Annotated in this window: 28 protein-coding genes; 14 read left to right on the top strand and 14 right to left on the bottom strand. The window is 47.3% G+C overall.

Annotated features, from left to right (window positions below):
• Positions 1 to 126: 126 nt before the first annotated feature.
• The 5 genes from AS006_RS03975 to AS006_RS04000 are packed head-to-tail and all read left to right on the top strand — an operon-like array spanning position 127 to position 7767.
• Positions 127 to 3111, top strand: a complete 2985-nt coding sequence (locus AS006_RS03975; protein WP_101513062.1) for an SLBB domain-containing protein — start codon at positions 127 to 129, stop codon at positions 3109 to 3111.
• A 1-nt stretch (position 3112) separates the two neighbouring features.
• Complete coding sequence (locus AS006_RS03980) at positions 3113 to 4315, top strand: hypothetical protein (protein WP_101513063.1); 1203 nt, start codon at positions 3113 to 3115, stop codon at positions 4313 to 4315.
• Positions 4305 to 4922, top strand: a complete 618-nt coding sequence (locus AS006_RS03985; protein WP_199167359.1) for an HAD family phosphatase — start codon at positions 4305 to 4307, stop codon at positions 4920 to 4922. The genes AS006_RS03980 and AS006_RS03985 overlap by 11 nt, the downstream gene beginning before the upstream one ends.
• Positions 4923 to 4933: 11 nt before the next feature.
• A complete protein-coding gene (locus tag AS006_RS09505; protein WP_233185631.1) occupies positions 4934 to 6355 on the top strand; it encodes a hypothetical protein in 1422 nt (473 codons plus the stop codon).
• A 14-nt stretch (positions 6356 to 6369) separates the two neighbouring features.
• Positions 6370 to 7767: a clostripain-related cysteine peptidase gene (locus AS006_RS04000; RefSeq protein WP_101513331.1), complete on the top strand. Its 1398-nt coding sequence runs from the start codon at positions 6370 to 6372 to the stop codon at positions 7765 to 7767.
• Positions 7768 to 7790: 23 nt separating this feature from the next.
• On the opposite strand, the gene AS006_RS04005 is transcribed toward AS006_RS04000, so the two are convergent.
• Together AS006_RS04005 and nadE are read right to left on the bottom strand one after the other, a co-directional pair.
• A complete protein-coding gene (locus AS006_RS04005; protein ID WP_101513065.1) occupies positions 7791 to 9716 on the bottom strand; it encodes an exopolysaccharide transport family protein in 1926 nt (641 codons plus the stop codon).
• A gap of 26 nt (positions 9717 to 9742) precedes the next feature.
• Complete coding sequence (nadE, locus tag AS006_RS04010; protein ID WP_101513066.1) at positions 9743 to 10588, bottom strand: NAD(+) synthase; 846 nt, start codon at positions 10586 to 10588, stop codon at positions 9743 to 9745.
• Between the two features lie 54 nt (positions 10589 to 10642).
• Here nadE and AS006_RS04015 point away from each other — a divergent pair, with 54 nt between their 5' ends.
• From AS006_RS04015 to AS006_RS04030, 4 genes are read left to right on the top strand one after another with little or no spacing between them, the layout of a single operon-like run.
• A complete protein-coding gene (locus AS006_RS04015) occupies positions 10643 to 11173 on the top strand; it encodes a Holliday junction resolvase-like protein (RefSeq protein ID WP_101513067.1) in 531 nt (176 codons plus the stop codon).
• 4 nt (positions 11174 to 11177) lie between these two features.
• Positions 11178 to 11660, top strand: a complete 483-nt coding sequence (ispF, locus tag AS006_RS04020; protein WP_101513068.1) for a 2-C-methyl-D-erythritol 2,4-cyclodiphosphate synthase — start codon at positions 11178 to 11180, stop codon at positions 11658 to 11660.
• A complete protein-coding gene (locus tag AS006_RS04025) occupies positions 11642 to 12040 on the top strand; it encodes a nucleotidyltransferase family protein (RefSeq protein WP_101513069.1) in 399 nt (132 codons plus the stop codon). The genes ispF and AS006_RS04025 overlap by 19 nt, the downstream gene beginning before the upstream one ends.
• The gene (locus AS006_RS04030) at positions 11997 to 12485 is read left to right on the top strand and encodes a hypothetical protein (protein ID WP_101513070.1); all 489 of its coding nucleotides are present in this window, start codon (positions 11997 to 11999) and stop codon (positions 12483 to 12485) included. The genes AS006_RS04025 and AS006_RS04030 overlap by 44 nt, the downstream gene beginning before the upstream one ends.
• A gap of 1 nt (position 12486) precedes the next feature.
• Here the strand turns inward: AS006_RS04030 and AS006_RS04035 are convergent, their stop codons facing one another.
• From AS006_RS04035 to AS006_RS04065, 7 genes are all read right to left on the bottom strand, one after another.
• Positions 12487 to 13188: a hypothetical protein gene (locus AS006_RS04035; RefSeq protein ID WP_233185632.1), complete on the bottom strand. Its 702-nt coding sequence runs from the start codon at positions 13186 to 13188 to the stop codon at positions 12487 to 12489.
• Complete coding sequence (locus AS006_RS04040; RefSeq protein WP_101513072.1) at positions 13181 to 13987, bottom strand: Cof-type HAD-IIB family hydrolase; 807 nt, start codon at positions 13985 to 13987, stop codon at positions 13181 to 13183. The genes AS006_RS04035 and AS006_RS04040 overlap by 8 nt, the downstream gene beginning before the upstream one ends.
• The gene (locus AS006_RS04045) at positions 13965 to 14825 is read right to left on the bottom strand and encodes a phospholipase D-like domain-containing protein (RefSeq protein ID WP_101513073.1); all 861 of its coding nucleotides are present in this window, start codon (positions 14823 to 14825) and stop codon (positions 13965 to 13967) included. The genes AS006_RS04040 and AS006_RS04045 overlap by 23 nt, the downstream gene beginning before the upstream one ends.
• The gene (gene miaB / locus AS006_RS04050) at positions 14788 to 16119 is read right to left on the bottom strand and encodes a tRNA (N6-isopentenyl adenosine(37)-C2)-methylthiotransferase MiaB (protein ID WP_101513074.1); all 1332 of its coding nucleotides are present in this window, start codon (positions 16117 to 16119) and stop codon (positions 14788 to 14790) included. The genes AS006_RS04045 and miaB overlap by 38 nt, the downstream gene beginning before the upstream one ends.
• 68 nt (positions 16120 to 16187) lie before the next feature.
• Positions 16188 to 17069 (bottom strand): polyamine aminopropyltransferase, encoded by an 882-nt coding sequence (gene speE, locus AS006_RS04055; protein ID WP_199167364.1) that lies wholly within the window; start codon positions 17067 to 17069, stop codon positions 16188 to 16190.
• A 13-nt stretch (positions 17070 to 17082) separates the two neighbouring features.
• Positions 17083 to 17475 carry an adenosylmethionine decarboxylase gene (gene speD / locus AS006_RS04060; RefSeq protein WP_101513076.1) on the bottom strand — a complete coding sequence of 131 codons (393 nt, stop codon included), beginning with the start codon at positions 17473 to 17475 and terminating at the stop codon, positions 17083 to 17085.
• A gap of 25 nt (positions 17476 to 17500) precedes the next feature.
• Positions 17501 to 18031, bottom strand: a complete 531-nt coding sequence (locus tag AS006_RS04065) for a cupin domain-containing protein (RefSeq protein WP_101513332.1) — start codon at positions 18029 to 18031, stop codon at positions 17501 to 17503.
• Between the two features lie 270 nt (positions 18032 to 18301).
• On the opposite strand from AS006_RS04065, the gene AS006_RS04070 reads away from it, so the two are divergent.
• The 5 genes from AS006_RS04070 (at position 18302) to AS006_RS04090 (ending at position 21260) form a co-directional block, all read left to right on the top strand.
• Complete coding sequence (locus AS006_RS04070; protein WP_101513077.1) at positions 18302 to 18814, top strand: rubrerythrin family protein; 513 nt, start codon at positions 18302 to 18304, stop codon at positions 18812 to 18814.
• Between the two features lie 12 nt (positions 18815 to 18826).
• Entirely contained in the window at positions 18827 to 19222 is a 396-nt protein-coding gene (locus AS006_RS04075) for a class II SORL domain-containing protein (protein ID WP_101513078.1), read from the top strand.
• 9 nt (positions 19223 to 19231) lie between these two features.
• Entirely contained in the window at positions 19232 to 19393 is a 162-nt protein-coding gene (gene rd / locus AS006_RS04080) for a rubredoxin (RefSeq protein WP_015920339.1), read from the top strand.
• A gap of 149 nt (positions 19394 to 19542) precedes the next feature.
• The gene (locus AS006_RS04085) at positions 19543 to 20334 is read left to right on the top strand and encodes an S-adenosyl-l-methionine hydroxide adenosyltransferase family protein (RefSeq protein ID WP_101513079.1); all 792 of its coding nucleotides are present in this window, start codon (positions 19543 to 19545) and stop codon (positions 20332 to 20334) included.
• Positions 20331 to 21260 (top strand): hypothetical protein, encoded by a 930-nt coding sequence (locus AS006_RS04090; protein ID WP_233185633.1) that lies wholly within the window; start codon positions 20331 to 20333, stop codon positions 21258 to 21260. Before AS006_RS04085 ends, AS006_RS04090 begins: the two co-directional genes overlap by 4 nt.
• Before the next feature lie 6 nt (positions 21261 to 21266).
• Here AS006_RS04090 and AS006_RS04095 read toward each other — a convergent pair whose 3' ends face one another.
• Genes AS006_RS04095 through cysE form a run of 5 tightly spaced genes read right to left on the bottom strand, consistent with a single transcriptional unit; the run spans position 21267 to position 24924 of the window.
• Positions 21267 to 21512: an acyl carrier protein gene (locus AS006_RS04095; RefSeq protein WP_101513081.1), complete on the bottom strand. Its 246-nt coding sequence runs from the start codon at positions 21510 to 21512 to the stop codon at positions 21267 to 21269.
• Positions 21513 to 21545: 33 nt separating this feature from the next.
• Entirely contained in the window at positions 21546 to 23108 is a 1563-nt protein-coding gene (locus AS006_RS04100) for a ribonuclease J (protein ID WP_101513082.1), read from the bottom strand.
• Positions 23047 to 23478 carry a DUF123 domain-containing protein gene (locus tag AS006_RS04105; protein ID WP_101513083.1) on the bottom strand — a complete coding sequence of 144 codons (432 nt, stop codon included), beginning with the start codon at positions 23476 to 23478 and terminating at the stop codon, positions 23047 to 23049. The genes AS006_RS04100 and AS006_RS04105 overlap by 62 nt, the downstream gene beginning before the upstream one ends.
• Positions 23475 to 24350, bottom strand: a complete 876-nt coding sequence (cysK, locus tag AS006_RS04110) for a cysteine synthase A (RefSeq protein WP_101513084.1) — start codon at positions 24348 to 24350, stop codon at positions 23475 to 23477. Before cysK ends, AS006_RS04105 begins: the two co-directional genes overlap by 4 nt.
• Entirely contained in the window at positions 24253 to 24924 is a 672-nt protein-coding gene (cysE, locus tag AS006_RS04115) for a serine O-acetyltransferase (protein WP_101513085.1), read from the bottom strand. Before cysE ends, cysK begins: the two co-directional genes overlap by 98 nt.
• Between the last annotated feature and the right edge of the window lie 62 nt (positions 24925 to 24986).

Raw genomic sequence — 24986 nt, forward strand, 5'->3', positions numbered from 1 at the left:
TAAAAAACCAATTTGATGTATTCAACATATTAGTGAATAAAAGTAGCATGGCGAACGATCTATCTGTGCCAATTTTGTCCGTTCTGGAGTATAATCTTTTCAGAAAAGAGAGAAGGAGGGAATTCGATGAAGAAGGTTCTGTTTGCAGCGTTCCTTCTGATGGCGGCACTTCTTCTTTCCTACAGCATCAGAAAGGGAGATGTTTTGAGGGTCGAGGTTGTGGGGTATCCAGACCTCACAAGAGACTGCACCGTCGACATCGAGGGTGCGATCACCTTTCCCTACGTGGGACGGGTGAAGGTAGAAGGTCTCAATGTTGAAGAGGTGATGAAGCTTCTGGAAGAGAAACTCTCTTTCAGTTTTTCTGAGCCAAAAGTTGTCGTGTCTCTTCTTAAAATCGCACCGAGAAGCGTCTACATCTCAGGTGTTGTGAACAGGGCCGTGGACATGGGAATGGAAGATCTCACCGTCTCAAAACTTCTTTCTCTTCTCAACAGCACAGTCGATCTTTCTTCTGTCGATCTTTCCTCGGTGAAGGTGGTAAGAAACGGAAAAGTCTACACGCTCGATCTTTCTTCTCTTCTGTGGGGAGAGATACCGGAGAAGGACATCGTGCTCCAGGAAAACGACCAGGTCATACTGCCAGAAAAGTCCTACACGGACTTTGTGAAGATCGTGGGGGCCGTAGCAAAACCCGGGATTTATCCCTTCAAAAAGGGAATGACCCTTGTTGATCTTCTTGCGGTGGCCGGCGGTACAACACAGGAAAGTTCTGGAAGGATCGTCGTTCTATCTGGAAAAGAAACGCTTGAGGTTTCAGAGAAGGAGATCTATCAGAAAAACGTCCCTCTGAAACCCGGTGACACGGTGCACGTTCAAAAGTTAGATGAAAGGTTTGCCTACATTGTGGGAGCAGTTGCAAGGCCAGGAATGTACACGTTTTCTAAAGAAGAGTCCCTCACACTCAAAAACCTTGTGGCAAAGGCCGGGGGTCTTTCCATCGACAAAAGGTTCATCGAGAAAGTTCTCATCACAAGAGATGGAAGAACGCTTGAGTACGACCCGGACGTTCTGGACGAAAACATCGAAATAAAAGTCGGCGATGTGGTTGAGATAAAGAAGTTCGAAAAGACAGAAGTCTACGTTTCCGGGTATGTTTCAAGGCCTGGAGTCTATGAGATCTCTCCGAAAGAAAACGTGACACTGGAAAAGCTCCTCTCCATGGCAGGGGGTATCAAAGGGACTCTGGAAGAGGTCGAAAGCATCGTCGTGACAAGAGAGGCCAGTGTGATCACACTCTCTCCGGACAGACTGGACTTTTCTGTAAAGCCCGGAGATGTTGTGAACGTGAAAGAGTTCATTCCGAAAAAAGCTTACATCCTAGGATACGTGAGAAATCCGGGGCTTTACACCTTCGGAAAGAGCGAAGCGTTCACCCTGAGAAACCTCATAGCAAAAGCGGGTGGCTTTGTCGATGAGAGCCAGGTCGTGTCCGTGAAGGTGGAAGGAAAGGAATACTTCACAGATGAGATCGTGAAAGAAGACATCGCTCTTGAAGATGGCGTGTTCGTCTACGTGGAGAGGTACACCGACAGGTTCGTCTACATGGTGGGAGACAACGTCTCAAGGAACGGAAAGATGAGTTTTGAGAAGGAAGAGCCCTTCACGCTCTCGACCGCCCTTAAAAAGTACGGAATCGAGGACTTTTCTCTGATAAAGGGTCTTTCTCTTTTGAGGAATGGAAAGGAGATGACCTTCGATCCGAAGAAGATACTTACAGAGGACGTTCCCCTCGAAAAGGGCGACACGGTCCTTGTGAGAACGGTTCAGACAAAGAGGATCTACTTCACCGGTGACGTGTACGGCTACGTTGACTTTGCAAAAGACGAGGACATCACACTGGAGAAGGCACTTGCAAGGTTTGGGAAGGTTCAGAGAAAGTACGTTTCAGGTTTGAAGGTGATCGAAGATGGAAGGGTTCAACAGTTCGACGAACTTGTAGATGTTCCGCTCGAAGACGGTGCGGTCGTTGAGATTGATCTGAAAGAGTCGATCAGAGTCTACGTGGACGGCTTTGTGAGAGCACCTCAAATGGTTATGTTCGAGGTGGACGAAGCGCCACTTCTTGACAGGGCGATCGTGAAGGCAGGAGGATACAGAGAGGACGCGCTCTTTGAGGCAGGAAACATAACGGTTCTGCGAGACGGCCATGAGATCACCGTTCCAAAAGAGCAGGCAAGCTCCTTCGAACTCGAAGATGGAGATCTTGTCTTTGTGAGGTACAGAGAGAAAACCCACGTGTACGTCTTTGGTGAAGGGATCACGAACACGCTCGTCACCTTCGAAGACGAAGAGACTCCTACTCTGAGAAGCGTTCTTGGAAAAGTCGGCGGTGTGAAGAGCACAGGCTCTGAGAGAATCGTCGTTGTGAAACCAGACGGAGAAAAGAAAGAGGTGAACTACGAGGACGTGATAGAAACAGGTGGCCCCGTCCTTGAAAGCGGCAGTGTGGTCTTTGTTCCGCTTGAGACAGAAAACTTTGCCTACGTGGTCGGAGAGGTGGCACGTCCAGGAGCTTACGAGCTCAAAGGAGACGTAACCCTTCTGAAACTGATCGCACAGGCAGGGGGCCTGAGCAACTGGGCTCTGAGAACGAAAGTGGTCCTGAGAAGGGGAGAAAAAGAGTTCACCTACGACTTCACCAACATAGAAGAGGTTCAGAACGTGAAGGTGGAGCCAGGTGACGTGGTGTACGTTCCGCCCGTTGAGACAAATTACGTGTACGTTCTTGGAAACGTGAGAAATCCGGGTATTGTGAAGGTGGACAAGTACTCGACCGTGTTCGATGTGGTGATGAGGGCAGGTGGATTCACAGACAGGGCGGCGACAAACAGGACCTTTCTCTTCAAAGGTGGTCCTCAGGGAGAGGTGACAGTCTGCGATCTGTCCGGGGTGCTATCTGGAAAGGGAGGCGGAGTGAACCCGAGTGTTTCACCGGGTGACGTAGTCTTCGTTCCAGACAACCCACTCATACAGGTGACGGAGGCACTCTCTATAGTGAACACCATATTCAACACAGTCAAAAACGTCAAAGACGTGATGGGGTGGTAATGTGAGGAAGAGTTTCTTTCTGATTTTTCTCCTTCCGGCGGTCTTCCTTGCTGCCGGAAGGGTCTCTTTTGACCTGTTCTACGAGAACGGGTTCAGGTGGACTGGAAAGTTACAGGAGAGTCTGTTTCTGGATGAAAATTGGCGCTTCAACTTCGAAGTTGGTGTAGGGAAAGGCTATGGAATCGTTCACACGGGGATCATAGACGAACTCAAAAAGTTTGTGGAGTTCTACTACTTTCCAGAAGCGTTCATTTCTGGAAAGATCGGGCCTTTTGAGATGAAAGCGGGTATCCTCAACGAAGAAAGAGGCCCAGGGATCGACAAACTCTTTCTTGATGATAACTCACGCTTTTACGGCTTTCCCGGTGTTTCTTTGAAGTACTCGAAGGACAACTGGTATGTGGAATCTCTCTGGCTCAACATAAACGATGAGAAGAGTTTCAACTACAGAACGGTTGTGTTCGATCTTGGACTGTTGAAGATCGCCTACGAGGATGCCGTGGTGTATCTGAACGAGGTGTTCAACCCGTACTACTTTTTCGTTCCGCTTCCAACGATCGCCATACAGGAGATATGGCAGTTCCAGGAAGGTGCGCCCTGGAGGGATGAAAGCAAAAACGCAAACGCCCTCATGGGAGGATGGGTCGAGTTCAACTTCGGCTCAGGAAGGGTTTATTTCGAAGCTTTGATAGACGACATGAGTCTGAACAGGCTTCTTGGAACAGGAAGCTACCTGAATCCGGACAAGATCGCCCTTCTTCTTGGAGGAGAGTACAGAACTGGTACATGGAAATTCTATGGGGAAGTCTCAGGAGCGAGCGCGTACACGTTCGAAAGGACGGCAGAGGATCTTCCCTACGAGTACACCTATTTTGACACGGGAGAGATCGAAGAGAGGATGATCGGATACAAGTACGGTGAGAACTCATTCTCCCTGAAACTTGGTGTGAGAAGGTTCCTTGGATGGTGCACGCTCGATGTGATGTACCACTATCTTGTCTATGGAGACAGAACACCAGAGACACCATGGCATGGAGAAGAGATGCCACCAGATACGAAATGGCTCATCGGAGATCTCACAGAAGAACACACGCTGAAGGCTTCTCTTGGTACTTTCTATGGAGAGTTCGGTGGGAGTTTGAGCATCTGGTGGAGCAGTTTGAATGGAATCGGAGCGGAGGTGAAGGCCGAAGTTGCATTCTGAAAAGATAGAAAACATCGTCTTCGACCTCGGAGGGGTTTTGATCGATTGGAGACCGTGTGAGTACCTTGTGGAGTCCTTCCCAGAGGAAGTGGCGCAGGTCCTCGAAAGGGAGATCTTCAGACACGAGGACTGGAAGAAGATGGACAGGGGGGTTCTTTTAGAGAACAAGCTCTGGGAGAAGAAAAAGAAAGAACTTTCTGAGTACAGAGAGTACATTGAAAGACTAGAAAGAGAGGTTCCACAGCTTCTAAAGCCCATCGAAGAGAACGTGAAAGTCGTTCCCGTTTTGAAGAAAAAAGACTTCAAGCTTTACATTCTTTCGAACTACGGGCGGATTTACTTTGAGATGGTGAGGAAAAAGTACGATTTCTTCGACTTTTTCGATGGGATGGTGATCTCTTCACACGTTGGTTTTATAAAGCCAGAAAAGGAGATCTATCTTGAACTGATCAGAAGATACGGGATCGTGCCGAAAGAGAGTCTTTTCATAGATGACTTGAAAGAGAACGTGGAGGCAGCAAGAAGACTGGGGTTCAAAGTGGTTCATCTTGAAGAGCCATCCAGGTTGAAAGAGGTTCTAGCTGAAACGCTCGGCATCGAACTGTGAGGGGGATGCTCATGAAAAAAAGTCTCGTTTTTTTCCTTCTTTTTCTTTCCTGTCTTTTTTTCTCAGAGTCCCTCACCACAAAGCTGTCACCGCAGTTTGTCCACGAGTATCTTGAAAAGGGGAAGGCACTACCTGGGGTTCTTCCTGTGCCATCTGGTGAGAAAGAAAACAAAATTTCTCTTGAGATTTCGCCTGTTTTTTATTTTGGGGACTTCGAAGGGAAAACGAAAACGGGCTGGTTTGTTCTCTCCGATCCTCCCTGGGAGAATTTCTACCTGTACGAGAACACCCCACCACTTTTGAATGTTCTTGTGGAAGGAAACGTGGAAGATCTTTCATTCTACACCGAGATTCCTTTCAACAACAACTACAACTATTTTTACACAGAATCTCTGAATAACATCCCTCCCTTGTGGAAGGAATTAGCAAGCCCCGACTCGAACTTTCCCTATACCGCTTACGGGGTGTACGATGGTGACTCTTTTTATCTGATCGCTGGAAGGTCGAAGATCAGATGGGGAAGCTCTGAATTTCCCGTTGCCATATCGGATGTGAGTCCTTATTTTAATCATTTTACGTTTTCTACGAAAGGGAAAATGCAGTACACATTCCATCTTGTCTCGATCAATCCGGTTTTGACAAAGAGCGAGTGGGAAAAACAGAGCACTTTTGTTCCGGTCAACGCGGATCCTCTTTCTCCTTACACAGAAAAGGTGAAGACCCTGGCAGCACACCGATTGGACTTTCATCTTGCAGAAAGTCTAAGGCTCGGCGTGGGAGAGCTCACGATGATCGGTGGAAAATACCCTGATCTTTTTGTTGTGAGTCCCTTTTCAATCTGGCACAACAACTACAACGAAGGTTACACGAACTCGATGGCCTCTTTGGATTTCTCCTGGGTTCCAGAGAAGGGTTTTGAGCTTCACGGGGAGTTCGCACTCGACGATCTTGTGGGAACAACGGAAAATGAGTCAAAACCAACGGCCTATGCGTTCAACGTTGGATTGAGGAAGGCGTTTTCCATCGGACCTTTGAATGGTGTCTTTGGTGTGGAGTACGCCCTTGCCACAAGGTTTGTCTACAACACGTTTCTTCCGTACCTGAAGTTCAACAACAGGATCGTTTATCTTACAAATCTACCATCTTCAAGAACGATCGTTGACTATCCGATCGGTTTTGCTTTCGGGCCAGACTCAAGGCTTTTGAACGTGTCTTTTGATCTTTTCAAGGAAAACTTCTGTCTTGAAACGGATCTTTTCTACCTTGTGAAAGGACCAAACACGCTGTACACGGAGTATCCGACGATGGAGGAGGGAGAAACGAAAACAGTTTTCGGGGCAAGTTTGAGGGGAAAAGTCAGGCACATAAATTTTTCTCTTTTTTTCTCAGGTGATGAATTTCTTGCAGGTCTTGGGGTTGAATTTGGTTTTTGAAGGGAAGGAGAAAATTGAGATATCTTCTTTTGATTGTGATGTCTGCTCTTTTTCTTTCTGGATGTGTGCCGGAGATCTACACGCAAACGTCCACACCTTCCACAATAGTGGCGGGTGGTGAAACGCACATTGCTGGAAGGTACGCTTTTGTGGACGTTCAGGTGCTTGACGAGTACAGTCTTCCCGTCTCAGGCACAGATGTTTCCTTCTATGTGAATGGTGCTTTCCTTGGAGAAGCAACCACCGACACAAACGGTGTTGCAAAAATAGGTTTTTTCTCCCCAATGGAGAAAACTTACACATTCACAGCGATGGTGGGTGGTGTGAGCAGGTCTTTCTATGTAAATTTCACGAGACCAGAATGGCTTTTCATCGTGTGGATGGCAGCAGACAACAATCTTTATTACTATTCTACGGACGATCTCTCTGAAATGCAAAATGCAAGTGAAAGCGTTTCTGTAGTCGTTGTCTACGATGGGGCAGAAATCGGAGATGGGATACTGGTGCTCGATGAGAGTGGAAACTGGCAGGCTGTTGCCGGAACGGTGGGAATAGATTTCAACAGTGGATCATATATAAATCTGGAAGCCTGGCTCGAGACGATTCTCAACCAGTTTGATGCTGATCATTACGCTCTTGTGATCTGGGATCACGGGAGTGCGTGGATCGGTGATTCATATTACATCTCAACGAAGTCGATCGGAGTCGATGAATCTCAGGGAACGGCAATTGCTGTAGCAGACCTGAGAAAAGCCCTTGAAAACGCCCTTTCTGGAAGAAAACTCGACATCCTCGGGTTTGACGCGTGCCTCATGGGATCTCTCGAGGTGATATACGAACTCAGAAACACAGCAGATTACATCGTGGCATCGAGTTTCAACGAGCCAGGTAAAGGTTGGGACTACTCCTTTCTTGGTGAGATAGCGCCAGGTAACACACCACTGGACGTGGCAAGGATGATAGTTGATAGTTACAGGGAGTATTATTCTCCGTATGACTCTTACCGCCAGATTGGATTGAGTCTTTCGGTGTATGACACCTCGCAGTTGGAAAGATTCGTACAGGAACTGGATACATTCACCTACGATTTGGAAAATAATCTGACGAAAGTTGATGAGGTTTATGCCAATACTGTGAAAGTTTACGAAGATATCAATGGTCCTGTACTCATCGATCTTGGAGATTTCATAGATAAATGGGTCTCATCAAAAATCACTCTTACTCCAGATCTGAGCTCTGTTGTCGTTTATTCTTACGGTGAAATAGCCGGTCAAACACTTTCTTTTCCCATCAGTATCTTCATGCCAGAAAGCATGGATTGTTATTTGGACTACCAGCCGGATTATCAGACACTTTCCTTTTCAACCGACACTCAATGGGACGAATTTTTAGAATCATGGCTTAATCAATAAAAAAGGCGGCTTAATGCCGCCTTTTATCTCACATACGTTGAATTCTTTTTTGTCAGTCCGTTCAAGATGAAACCGTCTATCTTCTTCAGTGAGTGAAGCATCTTCAAGTCTTCAGCGAGGGTGTGTTCGAGTCTGACAACGATGTAGACTGTGTCGCTTTTTTCTGCTATCGGAAGAAATTCCGGTGTTCTTTTCAGCGATGGAGCGTCTATTACAATCCTGTCGTAGCGCTCTTTCAGTTCTTCGAGAACGTCGGGATTTTTCAGAAGGTCGAAAATGTCTTTTCTGTCGAAAGCGCCCTCCACTTTTTCTTCTGTAAGGAGTAACACCTTTTCTTTTTTTGAGAGCAGCTTTGCCATGTATCTCGCGACTGTGCTCACTCCTGCACCATCTTCGAGGGCTGTGATGAAGAGGACTTTTCCTGATTTCACAGCGGAAATTCCAAGGGCTTTTTCTATCACCTCTTCGTTCTGTGTTAGTGGAACTCTTGCAACGATTTTTTCCAGGCCAAGGAAGTATTCTGCCTCACTTTCAGACTTGATCCTTCTGTCTGAGAGCTCGGCAAAGAAAACGGCGAGGATCCCAAGGAAGATTCCGAGAACACCTCCAATCGCGAGTGTGAGTTTCTTGTTGGGTTTTGTCGGGCTCAAAGGTGGTACCGCCCAGTCTATGACGTTCGCGTTGGCAGTGATGGCGGCTTCAGAGATGAGAGACTCGTATTTTGCTTGAAGAAGTGTAGTGTAGATCGTTTCTTTTACCTTGTAGTCTCTTTCAAGTTCTATCAGTTTCTGCTCAAGTTCTGGAAGCTTGGAAAGTTCTTTGTCCAGATCTTCGTAGAGCTTCTTGAAGGCTTCGTACTGGGTCTGGTAGAGGATCCTTTCAGATTCTGCCTTTATGAGATTGCTCAGGGCTTCTTCGTATATGGGATGCCCTGTTTTTTTCACTTGGGAGGTGAGGAGTCTTTCGAGTTCAGTTTTGAGTTGTTTTTGAGTTTCCTCAAGCTCTGCCTTCTTCTGTACCACCGCCGGGTTTGTCTCTGTGTAACGCTCCATGAGACCGGCAAGTTCTATCTGAATGTTGATCAGTCTGTTTTTGAGTTGGGAAATGATCGGATCGAAGGTGATGCTGTCTCTGATCTGTTCGATTTCGATATCGAGATCTTTGAGTTCTTTTGAGAAGAACTCAAACTGTTTCTGTGCAGCCTCCATGGCGATTCTGGATTCTTCCATCTTTTGTAGAAGAGAAGAGTAACGCTCTATCAGGGCTTCCATTTGAGCTTCAACAGAGTATATCTTGTTCTGTTCTTTGAAGACCTTGAGTTTGCTCTCTGCTTCTTTTAATTCCTGTTCTACCTTTGGAATTTGCTCTTCAAGGAACGCTTTTTTTGCACCAAGTTGTGTCTTTGCGATGCTTTCACTTATCTTGACATAATTTTCGACGATTCTGTTTGCCACCTCGGCGGCAAGTTTCGGATCACGCCAAGTGAACTTGACTTCCAGTATGTTTGAATTCTTCACCGGTTCCACCGTTATCAGTTTTTCCACCATGTAGTTGTAGAGGGAGAGTTTCAATTCGCTCTCTGTGAGACCGTTCTCTTTTGCCTTTTCTATGTCCTTTTCGTCGAGGAGTTTGTGGACAAGATCGAGTTCGTCGATCACGGCCACGATGTTTCTTCGAGAGAGCATGATCTCGATTTCATCTTCGATGGCACTTCCACCCGAACCGAAAAGACTAGATAGTCCTCCAAGAAGTCCTTCGATGGAAAGACCAAGGCTCATTCCTTTCTGTGTTGAGACTTTCACCTTCGCGGAGGCTTCGTACTGAGGTGTTGCAAGCAGAAGATAAACACCCGTTGCAAAGACTGTAAGAACAAGAACGATCCAGAAAAGTTTCGATCTTCTTTTGAACATCAAAAGAATGTCTGAGAGTGTGAGTTCTTTTTCTTCCACGTCTTTCCCTCCCTGGTGTGTTCTGTTCATATTCTATCAAAGGTGATCGGAATTTTTCTTCTGTATTTCTCTGAAAGCTCCAGTATCTTTCTCACCCTCTCTACTTTCTCAGGATCTTCATCTGAGAGGTCCTCATTTTTTTCGAGCTTCATCAGAATACGGTCGAGTTCCATGTAGCTCATGCCAAACGCCATCTCGTCTGTGACACCGGGGATGAGATCTGGGGAGGGAGGGTTCTTCAGGATCTTTTCTGGAACGTTCAGCTCTTTTGCTAGCTCAAACACCTGGGTTTTGTACAGGTGCATGATGGGTTCTATATCGACTGCCTCGTCTCCCCATTTCACGTACAGGCCTGTCAGGTACTCTGTTTTGTTCGTTGTTCCCACAACGGCGTATCCCCTCTTTTCTGCTTCAAAGTAGAGAAGACACATTCTGACCCTGTGCTTTATTCTGTAGTAGGCAAGGCCCTTTAAAAACTCTTCAGATCCGTCGTTTTTGAGATCATCGAGGAAGGGATCTTTTGAGAGTGTGTTCCATCTGTTCATAACGTATCTTTTCACCACAGACTCTGGAAAGAAAAGTTTTGGAGGAAAAAGTTTGTAGACACCGATCTTTCTCAAAATGGGTGTGATCGATCTTTTTCTGTACTCGACCCCGAGTGTTTCACAGAGATCTATGGCATCCTTCACCGAATCTTTCGAGGAGTCTCTCTCAGGGAGAACGAGCGCAAAGACTCTGTCTTTTCCCAGCGCCTGAACACACAGTGAAAGAACAACGGTAGAATCCACCCCACCGCTCACACCAACGACGGCTCCTCTGTAGTTGTATTCTTTTATTTTTTCTTTTATGAAACCGATGAGGCTTTCTTTCATTGTGGTCACCCTTTGGGATTTTAACATGTAGAATATGTGAGTGGGGGGATTTACATGACGGTTTTGATCATCGTAATTCTCATCATCGTTGTTTTTATCCTGACAAGGAACCTTCTGAAAATGTCACGCGAGATCCAGGAACTCAGGGGAAAAATTGAGAGCAACGCTATGAAAATGTTTGAGGAGTGGAAGAAGAGCGAGTGGGAACTTCAGAGAAGAGTTCTTGAGGCAAATTTGAAAAGAGAATACGAAGTGAAGTTTCAGGAGTGGAAGATGGAAGAGGAGAGAAGGATCAGAGAGGATGCTATCAGCAAAAGCAAAAGTGTGATAATGGGTCAGGTTACAGAGCACCTGATACCTTTCTTCCCGGAATTCAGATACAATCCAAAAGATGCAAGATTTATAGGAACTCCAGTGGATTTTGTGGTCTTCGATGGTCTGAGTGAAGGAAACTTGAGAAGGATAGTGTTTGTTGAAGTCAAGACGGGAAAAACGGGAAATCTGAACACCAGAGAAAGACAGGTAAGGGACGTGGTGGAAAAAAGAGAGGTTTACTGGGAGAAATTACATTATCGCGGAGAGTGATCCCATGTTCGTTGGCTTTGGATACGACAGACATCCACTCGTTGAGGGAAGAAGGCTGGTCCTTGCGGGGGTGGAGATAGACTCCCCCGTTGGAAGCCTCGGGCATTCCGACGGAGATGTTCTCTCACATGCGATCATAGACGCTCTTTTTGGTGCAAGCGGTTTTGGTGACATAGGAGCGTGGTTTCCGGAGACAAAAGAATACAAAGACGCAAACAGCCTGGATCTTCTGAAAAGAACAGTGAAGATTCTGGAGGAGAGAGGGTTCAGTGTGGTCAACGTGGACGCGACGGTGATGGTATCTGTTGTGAAACTTTCTTCCTACAGAGAAGAGATAGTGAAGAACCTGAAAAATGTGTTGAAAACAACCCACGTGAACGTGAAGTTCAAGAGCGGAAACACGCTGGGATTTGAAGGAGAAGGGAAAGGGATCTCTGCCTGGGCTGTGTGTCTTGTGGAGGAGAAAAGATGTACGAAGAGTACATAAGGGCCTGGGTAGAGAGAAAAAAGAAAGAAGAGGAAAAGATGAAATTGCTGGCTCAGAGGGCTCTTGAAGAGGCAAAGAAGGTCACCAGTGTGCTGAGAGAAAAGTACGGTGTAAAAAGGGTGGTTCTTTTTGGCTCTCTTGCGAAGTATTTGAGAGGGGCAGAAGAGTTCACTGAGCGATCCGATATCGATCTTGCGGTGGAAGGCCTTCCGAAAGAAGCGTACTTCAGGGTGCTCTCTGAGATCAACAGGCTCTCTGAGTTCGAGATAGATCTGATCGATCTTGAAGGATGTCCAGCGTTTCTCAGGAACCTGATCGAAAGGGAGGGAATGGAGATTGAAGGGAGAACAGATTCTCTCACTGATAGCGGAGATAGATGATCTTTTAAACGCTCTCAATGTGGTTGTAAAAGAGATAGAAGAGAAAAAGAGGGAATTTTCGGATAAAGAACCAGATCAGTTCATCTTGAGGGCGCTCGGTAGCCTTCTTCATGATTTCTACACGATCATAGAAGATATTTTTGAACTGATATCTTCGGAGATGAACGGAGTGAGGCTGGACAGTTATAACTGGCACAGGAGGTTACTGAACAAAATGACGCTCGAGATACCGGGGCTTCGCCCTGCCGTGATTTCAAAAAGTCTCAAAGAAATGCTGGACGAATATCTGAGATTCAGACATGTTTTCAGAAACGTGTACGGTTATCTTCTGGAATGGGAGAGGATGAAACCTCTTCTGGAAAAAGCAGGCGATGTTTACGAGCGCTTCGAAGAGGAAATAGAAAGATTCAAAAACTTTCTGAGAGAACTTGCCGGAAAAATGTGATCTAGGGCACTCTTCCTGTGGGATTTCTCTTTCCGTTCAGAACGTCTTGAGCGATCTTTAAAAGCCACTCTTCATCCGAGAAGACAAGCACCCCGCCACCCCACGGATCGTTCACGCTGATTTTCTTTTTATCTTTATCCAGAAGGACCACGGAACTTTCCAGAACTTTCCTTCTAAGACCCTCGTAGTCTATCTCTTTTTCGTAGAACCAGGAGAATTTCAACGGTCTTCCCACAAGAACGTTTCCTTCCGTGTCAATGACGAGTGTTGTGGTGTAGCCGAGTTTTTTCAGATACTCGTACTTTTCCATGTTTTCTACCATCACAGGGTAGGTGGCCTTTCTTGTGACAAGAGAAATGATAACCTGATCGTTGACAGGCCCTGCTGCGTTGAAGACAGGAACGACACCGGCTATGGAGAGGCCTTCTGCAAGAAGGGAGAGAATCTGTGCGGTGATGTATGGGGAGGTGGAAACCTTCAGAAGGGGATCGGGATCTATTCTTCTCAAAACATCGAAACTTCCAAAGACGTAGTAAGAAACCCCCTTTTCTTTCAGGATCTTTCCCACGGCGATTCCCACATCCCTTGAAAGATTCAGATTTCCAGAACTTCCAAGACAAAGAAGGGAGATGCCCTTCAAGATGTTCTGAAGAGGAACGTTCGCCGCTACAAAACCACTGGCACTCTCTGATATCTCATTCATCAAAACAATCTGTGGAAATGCGCTCAAGAACGTGAGACACACCAGAATCGTTGTTAGTGAGCGTGACAATGTCCGATGCCTCCTTCACCTTTTCTATGGCGTTTCCCATTGCAACACGAAGGCCGGCTTCTTCGAACATGAACAGGTCGTTCTCGTTGTCACCGAAAACGACGATCTCTTCCTTTTTCCAGTTCATCCTCTCCCTCAAAAACCTCAGTGCCTTTCCCTTGTCCACGTTCTTTGGAACGATCTCAAGGTACGTCGGAAAAGACTTGAAGACCTTCACCACATCTTTGAACCTTTCAGAGAGGATCTCTTTCAGTTCGTCGAGTCTTTCTGGAGTGTCGATGAGAAGAATCTTCGTCGTTCCCACCTTTGAGACGAGATCAAAAAGATTCGGTTCAACACGATAGTCAACACTGGAGTGTTTTGCGTAACTTCTTATCTCCTCGTTATCCTTTTCAGAGTAGAGAACATCATCTATGTAGGCTTGCCAGTGAACGTTGAACGACTTTATGTACTCCACAACCTTCTTTGCCACCTCAGGTGGGATCTTCTCGTTCAGAACGACTCCCTCGTCTGGGAGATAAACCATCGCACCGTTGTAGGCGATCGTGGGAAAGGTTCTTTTGAAGTATCTTTTCTCCACGTTCAGTGTGGAAACGAGCATTCTTCCGCTTGCAAAGACAACGTGGCACTTTTTTGAGATCTTCTCGATGGCCGCTTTGTCTTTTTCTGAGATCTCCAGGTTGTCGTTGAAGAGCGTTCCGTCCAGGTCAAAAACGAACACCCTGTACAAAGTATCCCCTCCAGATTCTGTTGAACTCTTCCTCGAAAGATTCTACGTACTCTCTGTTACTCGTTTTGAACATCACCTCCACATTTCTGTGAAACCCGCTCTCTGTGAAGTTGGCAGATCCCGTGATCAGGACCTTCCCATCAACGATCAGAAACTTGTGGTGCATGAGAGGCTCTTTCACTTCGAGAACGTGGAAGGTTTCAAGGGGAAGTTCCCTGAGTCTTGAGGACTCGAACCACTCGTCCGTGATGATGTAGATCTTCACTCCACGGGAGGAGAGAAACTTCAGTGTGGCGAAGACGTCTTCGTCCGTAAAGGCGTAACTGCAAAGAAGAACGTACCTTTTTGCCTTCCAGAGGGTGTCGAGAACGATTTTTTCACCGTCAATCGCTGGTATGAGGAAGAATTCTCCTTCTTTTGTTCTGAGTTGAATCTGTGGTTTTCTCCCAAAAACGAGCCAGTCGTATATCTTCTCGAAGAAGTTCGCTATCTCTTTCGAGTGAAACACGATGAGGTTGTTCAGATGTTCTTCAAGACTCGACCTGTTGAAGTTCGCAGAGCCGAAGATCACCGTTTCGTGGTCGAGTACGATGAACTTCGAGTGAAGAAGCCCATCTGAGATGTGAACGAAGGCACCTTCTACAGGAACTTCTGTGGCCATCCTGGGTCTCTTCAGGCCGAGGTAGTTCGGGTCGATCGAGTAGGCAACGATCGTCACCTCACTTGCAGACGCCAGGTGTGAGACGACAAGAAAAGAAAGGTCATCCACCGTGCTGAAGTAGACCTGTGAAAGAAGGACTTCACTCAGAAGAAGAAACGGAAGAAGGAGTCTTTTCAACCCAGACCACCTTTCCGTAGAGGGGCCCTGCAGTGATCTTCTCCACTTTCACGTCCGCAAAGCGTCCTATCATCCACTCTTCACCTTCAAAGGCTATGATCTTGTTTCTGATGTCTCGACCGTAGAAGAGGCCGTTCTTCGCCTGTGCCTCGACGATGATGCGCACCGTCTTTCCCCTGTATCGCTCGTTGAGTTTTCTGTTGATCCTCTTTTGAAGGTTCATGAGAAACTGCATTCTTCTCACTTTCTCTTCGTAGGGTACGTCGTCTTTGTAGTATTTCCACGCCACCGTTCCCTCGCGTGGGGAGTAAATGGCAAGGTTCAGTCGTTCAAACTGTGCCTTTTCCACAAGATCAACCGTCTCCATAAAGTCTTCTTCCGTTTCCGTGGGAAAGCCCACGATGATGTCGCTGCTGATCGCAACGTCTGGAACTTTGGATCTGATCTTTTCAAGGAGGGCAAGGTATTCTTCTTTCGTGTACCTTCTGTTCATGAGTTTCAGGATTCTGTTGCTTCCAGACTGAACAGGAAGATGAACGGACTTTGCCACTTTAGGATTTTTTGCGATCACCTCTATGAGTTCATCGGAAAAGTCCGTTGGATAGGAGGTGAGAAACCAGATTCGCTCTATTCCTTCGATCTTCGAAGTTTCTTCGAGGAGTCTTGCAAGAGACGTTCCATCCTTCAGATCTTTTCCGTAGGCGTCCACGTTCTGGCCGAGGAAGGTGACTTCACGGTAGCCCTGTTTTGCGAGTTCTTTCACCTCTTCGAGTATGTCCTCCATGGGTCTGCTTTTTTCCCTGCCACGCGTGTAGGGAACGATGCAGTAGGTACAGAACCTGTCACAACCGTGGATGATGGTGATCCATGCGTGGTGTCTACTCGTTCTTATCCTTGGAAGTTCGTGGGTGTACTCGTTCAGATGGTCTTCAAAGAGCGCCACCTTTTCTCCTTCAAGTGCTTTTTTGACAGCCTCTGTCACCTTCGGAATGGCACGGGTTCCAAGGACGAAGTCTGCTCCTCTCTCCAGGAGTTTCTCTCTTTCTTTTTCTGCGACACAGCCCGCAACGCCAACGACGAGATTTCTTTTCTTTTTCAGTTTCAGGATCTGTCCTAGTTCACTGTAGGCCTTCTCCTCGGATTTTTTCCTCACCGCGCAGGTGTTTATAATGACCACATCCGCCTCCTCTGGACTGGAGGCGGGGGCGAAGCCCTCTTTCATGAGAAGACCAGCCATCGTTTCCGAGTCGTTTTCGTTCATCTGACAGCCAAAGGTCTTTATGTGGAATTTCATGTTCGACCTCCCAGTTTGCCCGGACTAATTAGATTATACCAGAAGGAAAAACCCCGCCGGAGCGGGGTTCATATCAGGCCAAGCTCTTTTTTCACGAAGTTTGGAAGAGCAAAGGACGCCACGTGGATCTCTTCGTTGTAGTACTTCAGCTCTTTGCCGAACTTTCTCACCTTTTCCGGGTCGAAGTCCTTTATCGGGTCTATTCCTTTGGAAGCAAAGGTGTAGGACCACATACCGGAGGGGTAGGTGGTCATGAAGCCAAGGTAGACCCTTGCAATCGGGAAGACCTTGCTGATCCTCTTGTAGGCGAGTTTGAACCAGCCGATGTCGTAGAACGGGTCTTCCGTCTCGGCTGAAAAGACTCCGTTTTCTTTCAGTGCATCGTAACAGGCTTGGTAGAACTCTTCTGTAAAGAGGTGCCCGCCCTGACCCGCCGTCGGGTCCGTGGAGTCTATGATGATGACGTCGAACTCGTTCTTGAATTTCCTCACGTATTCAGCTCCGTTTGCTATCACGATTTCTGCTCTGGGATCGTCGAAACTGCAGGAGGTCTGTTTCAGGTACTTTCTGGCTGCCTCTATGACGAGACCATCGATTTCACAGAGGATCGCTTTTTCCACACTGTCGTGTTTCAAAACCTCCCTGAGCGTTCCCCCGTCTCCTCCCCCGATGATGAGCACCTTCTTCGGATTGGGATGAAGGAACATGGGAACGTGTGCGAGCATCTCGTGGTACATGAACTCGTCTTTCTCCGTTGTCATCGTGATACCATCGAGAGCAAAGACCACACCAAGATCGGGGTTTTCGAAGATGTCTATTCTCTGGATATCACTCTGTCCAGAATAAAGCACACGATTCATCTTCATAAAAAGTCCCACGTTGTTTCCGGTGTAGTACTCGAAGTACCACAAGTGCTGTCTTGGTTGAAGTTCTCTTTCCAGTTCCTTCAATTTACACACCTCCTCAGACGGTGGCTTTGTGTGGCGAGTCCTCCGGAATTCCTATCTCGTCGTACCTGCCTCTTTCGTGTTCCACAACGTGCACTCTCTTTGCTTTGAGGACTTTTTTCAAGTGATCGAACGCCTTCCATGGATCGACGTCCTCTCCACAGGTGAACAGATCGATCGCAGCGTAACCGTACTCTGGCCAGGTGTGAATGGTTAGGTGGGATTCGGAGATCACCACCACACCACTCACCCCGTAGGGGAGGAACCTATGAAACGTTGATGTGACTATCGTTGCTCCACTTTCATAGGCTGCCTGTTTCATCTCTTGCTCTATGAGTTGTACGTTGTCGAGAATCTCCTTTTCACATTCGTAAAATTCCGCCACCAAGTGCCTTCCCAAGCTCTTCATATGAATCCCTCCCCTCTGAAGATTTTCAGTCAATCATGATCCAGAGTAACACCGCCTTCTTTTTACCCGGATTCTTCACATAGTGTTTCTTGTCCGCCCTGTAGTAAAAGCAGTCTCCTTCTTTCAACCTGTACCTTTTGCCGTCGAGATAGAGATCGATCTTTCCCTGTATCACAAAACCGAACTCCGATCCTTCGTGGTACGATTCTTCCTCCGTCTGAGCACCGGGCTCGAGCGTTACCAGTATTGGATCTATTTCTTTGTCCTCCACACCGCTCATCAGAATCTCGCTCTTCACACCCTCAGGCTCGTCGTAGACCGGAACTCTCTCCTCTTTTTTGAACACAACTCTTTCCTCTTCAAAGTCGGAAAAGAAGTGCTTCAGATCGGTTCCCAATGCCTCGAGGATTCTCTCGAGTGTGTCTATCGATGGTGATGTTTTATCCGACTCAAGCTGCGATATGAAGCTTCTTGAAAGATCTGTTCGCTCTGCGAGTTCTTCCTGTGTGAGCCCTCTCGAGAGCCTGAGTTTTTTGAGTTTTTCACCGATCTTCACAAAATTCTCAACCCCTTTGACCACTATAGTTGACAAATTTGTTCAGTATCACAGACATTATTATACACACCCCCTCTTTGCTGTCAAGGTTAATTTTGTGTTGCATAAATTAACTAAAAGTTACAACAAAAAAGGACAAAAATCGTTCGATTTTCTTATGGCGATGAAGAGTTTCCGACAAAAGATTAAGATCAAAATTCAAAACCATTACAATTTATAATTATGTGGTAAAATGACAATGGATCAACCGAGGTATTGGGAGGTGAAAGCATGAGGGAGATGACAAAGAAATTCCTCGAGGATGCCTTCGCAGGAGAGAGCATGGCCCACATGAAATATCTGATCTTCGCAGACGAGGCAGAGCAGAGGGGATTGAAGAGGCTTGCAAATCTTTTCAGAGCGATCGCTTATGCTGAGTTCGTCCACGCAAGAAATCACTACAGAGAGCTTGGAAAGATCTACAAAGAGATGGCGGAGAACGTTCAGCAGTGTATCGACGGTGAGACCTTCGAGATCAAGGAAATGTATCCTGTCTACAACACCGTTGCCCAGTTTCAGCAGGAAAAGGGAGCAGAAAGAAGCACAAAATTTGCCTGGGAGGCAGAAAAGATCCACGCGGAGATGTACAAGAAGGCAAAAGAACTCATCGAGAAGGGAGAAGACTACCCCGCTGAGAAGGTCTACATCTGTCCTGTCTGTGGGCACACGGTTGAGGGAGAGCCACCAGAAAAGTGCCCGGTCTGCGGAGCACCGAAGAGCGCTTACAGAGAGTTTTCAGTCTGAAGGAGGGATAGTATGAAACTTTCTGATTTTATCAAGACGGAAGATTTCAAAAAGGAAAAACACGTTCCGGTCATAGAGGCACCCGAGAAGGTGAAGAAGGAAGAGGCGGTTCAGATCACGGTCACTGTGGGAAAGGAGATTCCTCATCCCAACACAACGGAGCACCACATCAGGTGGATCAAGGTCTTCTTCCAGCCAGATGGTGACCCTTACGTCTACGAAGTGGGAAGGTACGAGTTCAACGCACACGGAGAGTCCGTTCAGGGGCCGAACACTGGTTTTGTCTACACAGAACCCGTTGTCATGACTGTGGTAAAATTGAACAGATCGGGTACTCTACTTGCCTTATCCTTCTGCAACATACACGGTCTTTGGGAGTCCAGTAAAAGGATCACTGTCGAAGAGTGAGGTGAGTCCATGAAGAAGTACAGATGCACGCTCTGTGGTTACATCTACGATCCAGAGAAGGGGGATCCTGACAGCGGGATCGAACCCGGAACACCCTTTGAAGAACTGCCGGATGACTGGGTCTGTCCACTCTGCGGAGCTTCGAAGGAAGATTTTGAACCTGTAGAGTAGTGTGGAGAGTCTCACAGAGAAAGGGGAGGGAAAACCTCCCCTTTCTCTTTCCCCACGGCCCGGCGGGCTCGGGCGGGATACGAATGAACAATCACGCTATAATAATACCATAAAATAGTGAAACAATTCAAAAAAATGGAGGGGGAAATATGATCGGCTTTCTCACAGACTGGGGCCTGAAAAGCCACTACGTGGGGGTCGCAAAGTCGGTTATCAAGAGGATAAATCCGTCTGCCGAGATCATAGACATCACACACGAGATAGAACCCTTCAACGTGAGAAAGGCGTCCCATGTACTCTATCGAGCGTCACTGGATTTCCCTCCCTCCACGGTGTTCCTCGTTGTTGTCGACTACGGTGTGGGAACCGCAAGGAAAGCGATCGTCATGAAGACAAAGAACGATCTTTTCTTCGTCGCTCCCGACAATGGTGTTCTCACGGTTGTCGCTGAAGAGTACGGGGTTTCTGAGATCAGAGAGATAGAAAACAAAGAACTCTTCTACAAAAAGAATCCTTCCTTTACCTTCCACGGAAGAGATATCTTCGCTCCCGTTGCGGCACACCTTGATATGGGACTTCCGATGGAAAAGGTAGGGGAGAGACTTCTCTCGTACGAGATTTTGAAGATGAAGAAACCCACTCTGAAGGAAAACTGTGTGATCGGCGAAGTTGCCGTTTTGGACACCTTTGGGAACGTCTCAACGAACATTTCCTTCGAGATGTTCATGAATCTTGGAGTGGACTTCGACGACGTGGTGAGAGTGAAGACTGGAAAGAGAGAGTACAAGGCGACCGTCACAAGGGCCTTCGGTGATGTGGAAAGAGGAGAACTTCTTGTTCACCCCGACAGCGCCGGCTTTCTCGAAGTGGCGGTGAACATGGGAGATGCAAGCAAAGTGCTTTCTGTGAAAGAAGGAGACGAGATAGAGATATGCAGATGAGGAAGGTGCTTTTAGAAGCAAGAAACGACTTTCTTTCTCTTCTCAGAAGAAGAAACTGGAAGGAGAAGGATCTGAAGGTCTTAAAGGGGATCTTTCTTGGAAGGCTCTCCAAAGTGGACGTGCCGGTTGACATCTTCGAACTTGCTGTGAGAAAGGCGCTGAAAGGGGATCTTTCTTTTGCCTCGAAAATCCTGGGAGTCGATGAGGTGGACGTTCTTGAGATACTCTTTTGGCACTCTCCAAAGAAGTTTCCCCTTCCTTCAGAGAATCTCAAAAGGATTTTGAAGACAAAAAACGTCGATGAATTCATCCAGAAGGCGAATTTTCTCAGGGTGAGGCTCGGAAAAAGAGATTTCTTAGATCTTTACCTTCATCTGGAAGATGCCGAAGAAGAGGTGGAAGAAAACAAAGAGACGGATATTTTAAAACACATCGAGAAACTCTCGCTTGAGGAGTTGAGTGAAGAGAAGGTGAAGGAGTTGAGAAGTCTCTACAGGATTTTGCCAACCTCTGAGAAGAGTAGGATTGAATCTCTGAGGGTTCATCCTTACGTTGTTGCGTCTGTTGTGAGAAAACCCGTCTGTCCTATCGTTCTCGATGGGAGCAACCTCCTGTGGAGGGGAAACCTCTCTGTTTCGTACATCTACAGGATCTTTGAGAAACTTTCCATCTTCGAGGAGTTCTTCTTTCCCTACATGATCGTCTTCGACAGGAACGCAGAGTTCGTTCTTCCCGTTTCGGAAAGAGAGAGATTCAGAAGGTGGAAGGAATCACCGAACGTTTTCTTCGAGTCTCCCGCGGATCGTCTGATCGTGTCTCTTGCGATCTCCATGGGAGCGGTCGTTCTGAGTGGAGACAAGTTCAGGGAGTACGAACTTTCCGGGAGGGTTAGACTGATCACTCCGGAGGAGATAGAAAAGGGGTGAGAGAACTCACCCCAATTTCTTTTCGATGTAACTGACTATGTCACCCACCGTCGAGATCTTCTCAAGGTCTGCATCGTCCACCTTCACACCGAACTCGCTCTCAAAGTCCATCACAAGATCGACGAGGTCAAGAGAGTCCGCTCCAAGATCGTCTATGAGTTTTGCCTCTTCTGTGACCTGTGCTTCGTCCACTCCCAGTTTCTCTGAGATTATGCTCTTCACTTTCGAAAGGATCTCCTCTCTGCTTGCCACTTTTCCACCTCCCTTTAGAAGTGTCAAAACAAATTATAGCACAATCACATCATCCAGTAGGACTCTCTCTTTCCAGCGTTCAACGAACCAGTTCGGGTTCAGTGTGTGAACGGGTACGATGTAGTCTGGTTTCAGATCGTTCAAGATCGCCTCCAGACTTTTCGGTGAAACGTGGCCTGAGGCGTGGAATTCTTTTGTGAAGATCACACTCCCGTTGCGCTCCTTCAGACCGAACGGTTTTATGTTGAAGTACCTGAGCCAGTTCATGAAACGCCTTGCATCGATTTCCTGCTCTTCCGTGTAGGCCTCGCTGGTGGAATGGATGTAGACGGCACCGTTCAGTACTTTTTCGTCTAGATCTAGGATGTGTGGAAAATCCCAGTAGCCGGAAACGAGGGCGTATTCATCAGGAGAGTGGTTTATCTCATCGGGAGGTATGAGGATACCCTCGCTTTTTGCCCTGATGAGTGCCTCTTTTTCCAGGTTTATGTAGGTCAGTTTTCCGGGGTGGTACACCCTGATGTGGCTTTTCTCCTCTTCAGAAAGTTTCCAGAGTGGCTCCACGCGTTCCATCTCGATGAGGTAGGCGTAGTCTTTTGGCATGAGAACGAGTTTTCTGTTGTTTTCCAAGCAGACTTTCAGGAAGGTGAAGAGTCTTTCGAGGTGTCTGATCGGAAAGTCAACGAGGATAAGCTTTTTTGTTTCTTTGAACACTTTCATGGCGTTGTCAAACACGTCTTTTTCTGTGTTCTCCACGTTCTCTTCTCTTGCCAGCCTTGTTCCTTCCACGATGAGAACAAGGGGGCGTTTGTCTTTCAATCTTTCGAAGAAACGAGACGTTCTTAGAGAAAGTGAGAGTCTTTTCTCCCCGAGTGTGTCGAGCCAGTATTTTTCTTCTTCCGGCGTCTCAGGACCCGTTCTGAAATCACCGGTGTAGGCAAGCCAGAATCCATCCACCTTCACCACAAGACCGGCTGCACCGATCACGGAGTGATAGACGGGCTCGACGAAGAGATCATCCTTCCAGAGAGCGCTCATTTCAACCGTTCTGTAACCATCGAGTTCGGTTTTTTCCGGAAAAGAGATATACCTTGTAAGTTCTTCTGCGTTCTTCGATTTTACACTCACCGTGAGGTCCGGCCTGATACCGTTTTCCACGTCTTTCTCCGATGCCTTTTTTCTCTTTTTTCCGGAGAGTTGTGTCAGGACACTTTGGTTGCTCGTGTTCACGCTGGCACTCATCACGGCGAACGTTTCCTTCGACATGAGGAGTGGGATCTTCTCATCTATGAGGCCGACCATTCCGGTGTGGTCTGCATGGGCGTGGCTCAAAAAGAGAAAGGAGTGGTTCACCGGATCTTCGAACCTTCCGTCGAAGAGGTCTTCTCTGTAGATGTTCAGGCGGGGGACCATGTTGAGTTTCAAGAGGTCCTGGAGGATCCTTCCCGTTCTTGGGTTCAGAAATTCTTCAAAGAACTCCCCCCATCTGGAGAAGTTGAGACCGAAATCAAGAAGGAACGCATCGTTTTCAGAGTCAACCACCCTGATCTTGTTTCCCCCGATGTTTCTGTGGCCGTCGAGTATCTCTATTCTCACGGAATCCCCCCAGAAGAGAAAAAAGTTCGAAGGGATCAACACAAAAGAGACAACTCTTCACCCCAAGATCACTGGCACCGAAACCTTCTATTCCTTCAAAATAAGATGATAACACACCCGCTATCTTTTCCTCCAGTCTTTTTCCATGGAACATGATAAGTCCTGCGATCTTTGCATGATCAAGGAGGTAGTCTATGTGCCAGTGTTTTTTCTGAGGTCCTAAGAAATAACGGGGGATCCTCTTTGAGAATCCCCCCATTGCAGATCCAACGTAGGTGTAGTAGCCCGGTTTCAGGTGTGATGTTTTCTTTCCATGTTTCAAAGAAACACTTTTTTCGAGTTTTAGAAGCAGAATGTACGTTCCCTTCACAGGATGCTCAGATACCTTTCTGCGTGGTCGGGTGCAACGGTCACAACCCTGGCGTCCTTTCCAAGTCTTTTTGCTACCTTCAAAGCAGCGGCAACGTTCGCACCAGAAGAAATTCCAACAAGAAGGCCTTCCTTTTTCGCAAGGTACTTTGCCATCTCAAAGGCTTCTTCGTCTTCGACGGTGATCACTTCATCTATCACAGATCTGTCAAGGATCTTCGGGATGAATCCTGCTCCTATACCCTGTATGGCGTGTTTTCCGGGCTGACCACCCGAGAGAACAGGAGATTTTGCTGGCTCCACCGCCACAATCTTCACCCTGTCTCCGAAGAAAGTCTTCAGGACCCTTCCAACGCCACTGATCGTACCACCTGTTCCCACCCCCGCAACGAAGGCATCTATCTGATAGTCCATCTGTCTCAAGATCTCAGGTCCGGTTGTGAGCTGGTGGGAGTAGACGTTGTAGGGGTTTTCAAACTGCTGAAGCATGTGTGCCCCCGTCTCCTGTGCGATCTCTTTTGCCTTCTCTATGGCCCCCTTCATTCCAAGGTCTCCCGGGGTGAGAACGAGTTCTGCTCCGAGCATCTTCAGGACCTTTCTTCTTTCCAGACTCATCGTCTCTGGCATCGTGAGGATCACACGATGTCCTCTTTTTGCACCGATCATCGCTATGGCGATTCCCATGTTTCCACTCGTTGGCTCCACTATTCCGTTTTTGAGAAGACCTCTTCTTTCTGCATCGAGGATCATGAAGAGAGCCGGTCTATCTTTGACACTACCTCCTGGATTGTTTTTCTCCAGTTTCAAGAATATCCTCGAGTCCACCGAATCCAGTCTCACTATAGGAGTGTTTCCTATCAGTCTTTCCATCATCGCAGAGATCCCTCCTCCATTTGACGATTTTCGCCGGTACACCTACGACAACCGCTCCGTCGGGGACATCTTCTAGAACGACGGCGTTTGCGCCGATAACCGCGTTGTTTCCCACCTTTATCGGGCCGAGGATCTTCGCTCCCGTTCCTATCATTACGTTCTCACCGATGTCAGGATGTCTCTTTCCAGCGCAAGGTTTTTTCGTTCCCAAGGTCACTCCGTGGTAGATGAGGGTTCCTCTTCCCACCGTTGCGGTGCTTCCTATGACCACTCCGATTCCGTGGTCTATCACCACACCTGGTGCGATCTGGGCAGCCGGATGGATGTCCATGGCGAACAGAACACGGATAAAGTAGTAGATGATGTAGGCGAGGACCTTCAGTTTCCATTTGTAAAAGAAATGGGCGAATCTGTACCACATGAGACCCTGGAAGGAAGCGTAGAAGAAGAACACTTGGAGTTTACTTTCTGCGGCGGGATCGAGCTTGAGGTACATCTCAAGATCCTCTGAGATGTGCCTGAAAACGTTTACAAAGTCCCTGAAGAACTCACCCACTTTCCTGAACAGCTGCATCCCGATGCCATGTCCACCACCTCCAGATTCGTTTGTTCATACAAATTATACCAACCTAATTG

Source organism: Thermotoga sp. SG1 (assembly GCF_002865985.1).
Classification (GTDB): Bacteria; Thermotogota; Thermotogae; order Thermotogales; family Thermotogaceae; genus Thermotoga.

What these genes read in the sequence shown, in the direction of transcription:
- cysE (WP_101513085.1), bottom strand. Translation starts at nt 24,924, where the DNA reads ATGCAGCTGTTCAGGAAAGTGGGTGAGTTCTTCAGGGACTTTGTAAAC.
- AS006_RS04090 (WP_233185633.1), top strand. Translation starts at nt 20,331, where the DNA reads ATGAGGAAGGTGCTTTTAGAAGCAAGAAACGACTTTCTTTCTCTTCTC.
- ispF (WP_101513068.1), top strand. Translation starts at nt 11,178, where the DNA reads ATGTTCGTTGGCTTTGGATACGACAGACATCCACTCGTTGAGGGAAGA.
- speD (WP_101513076.1), bottom strand. Translation starts at nt 17,475, where the DNA reads ATGAAGAGCTTGGGAAGGCACTTGGTGGCGGAATTTTACGAATGTGAA.
- AS006_RS04075 (WP_101513078.1), top strand. Translation starts at nt 18,827, where the DNA reads ATGAAACTTTCTGATTTTATCAAGACGGAAGATTTCAAAAAGGAAAAA.
- AS006_RS09505 (WP_233185631.1), top strand. Translation starts at nt 4,934, where the DNA reads ATGAAAAAAAGTCTCGTTTTTTTCCTTCTTTTTCTTTCCTGTCTTTTT.
- AS006_RS04085 (WP_101513079.1), top strand. Translation starts at nt 19,543, where the DNA reads ATGATCGGCTTTCTCACAGACTGGGGCCTGAAAAGCCACTACGTGGGG.
- AS006_RS04015 (WP_101513067.1), top strand. Translation starts at nt 10,643, where the DNA reads ATGACGGTTTTGATCATCGTAATTCTCATCATCGTTGTTTTTATCCTG.
- nadE (WP_101513066.1), bottom strand. Translation starts at nt 10,588, where the DNA reads ATGAAAGAAAGCCTCATCGGTTTCATAAAAGAAAAAATAAAAGAATAC.
- AS006_RS04070 (WP_101513077.1), top strand. Translation starts at nt 18,302, where the DNA reads ATGAGGGAGATGACAAAGAAATTCCTCGAGGATGCCTTCGCAGGAGAG.
- AS006_RS04035 (WP_233185632.1), bottom strand. Translation starts at nt 13,188, where the DNA reads ATGAATGAGATATCAGAGAGTGCCAGTGGTTTTGTAGCGGCGAACGTT.
- AS006_RS03975 (WP_101513062.1), top strand. Translation starts at nt 127, where the DNA reads ATGAAGAAGGTTCTGTTTGCAGCGTTCCTTCTGATGGCGGCACTTCTT.
- cysK (WP_101513084.1), bottom strand. Translation starts at nt 24,350, where the DNA reads ATGATGGAAAGACTGATAGGAAACACTCCTATAGTGAGACTGGATTCG.
- miaB (WP_101513074.1), bottom strand. Translation starts at nt 16,119, where the DNA reads ATGAAATTCCACATAAAGACCTTTGGCTGTCAGATGAACGAAAACGAC.
- AS006_RS04025 (WP_101513069.1), top strand. Translation starts at nt 11,642, where the DNA reads ATGTACGAAGAGTACATAAGGGCCTGGGTAGAGAGAAAAAAGAAAGAA.
- rd (WP_015920339.1), top strand. Translation starts at nt 19,232, where the DNA reads ATGAAGAAGTACAGATGCACGCTCTGTGGTTACATCTACGATCCAGAG.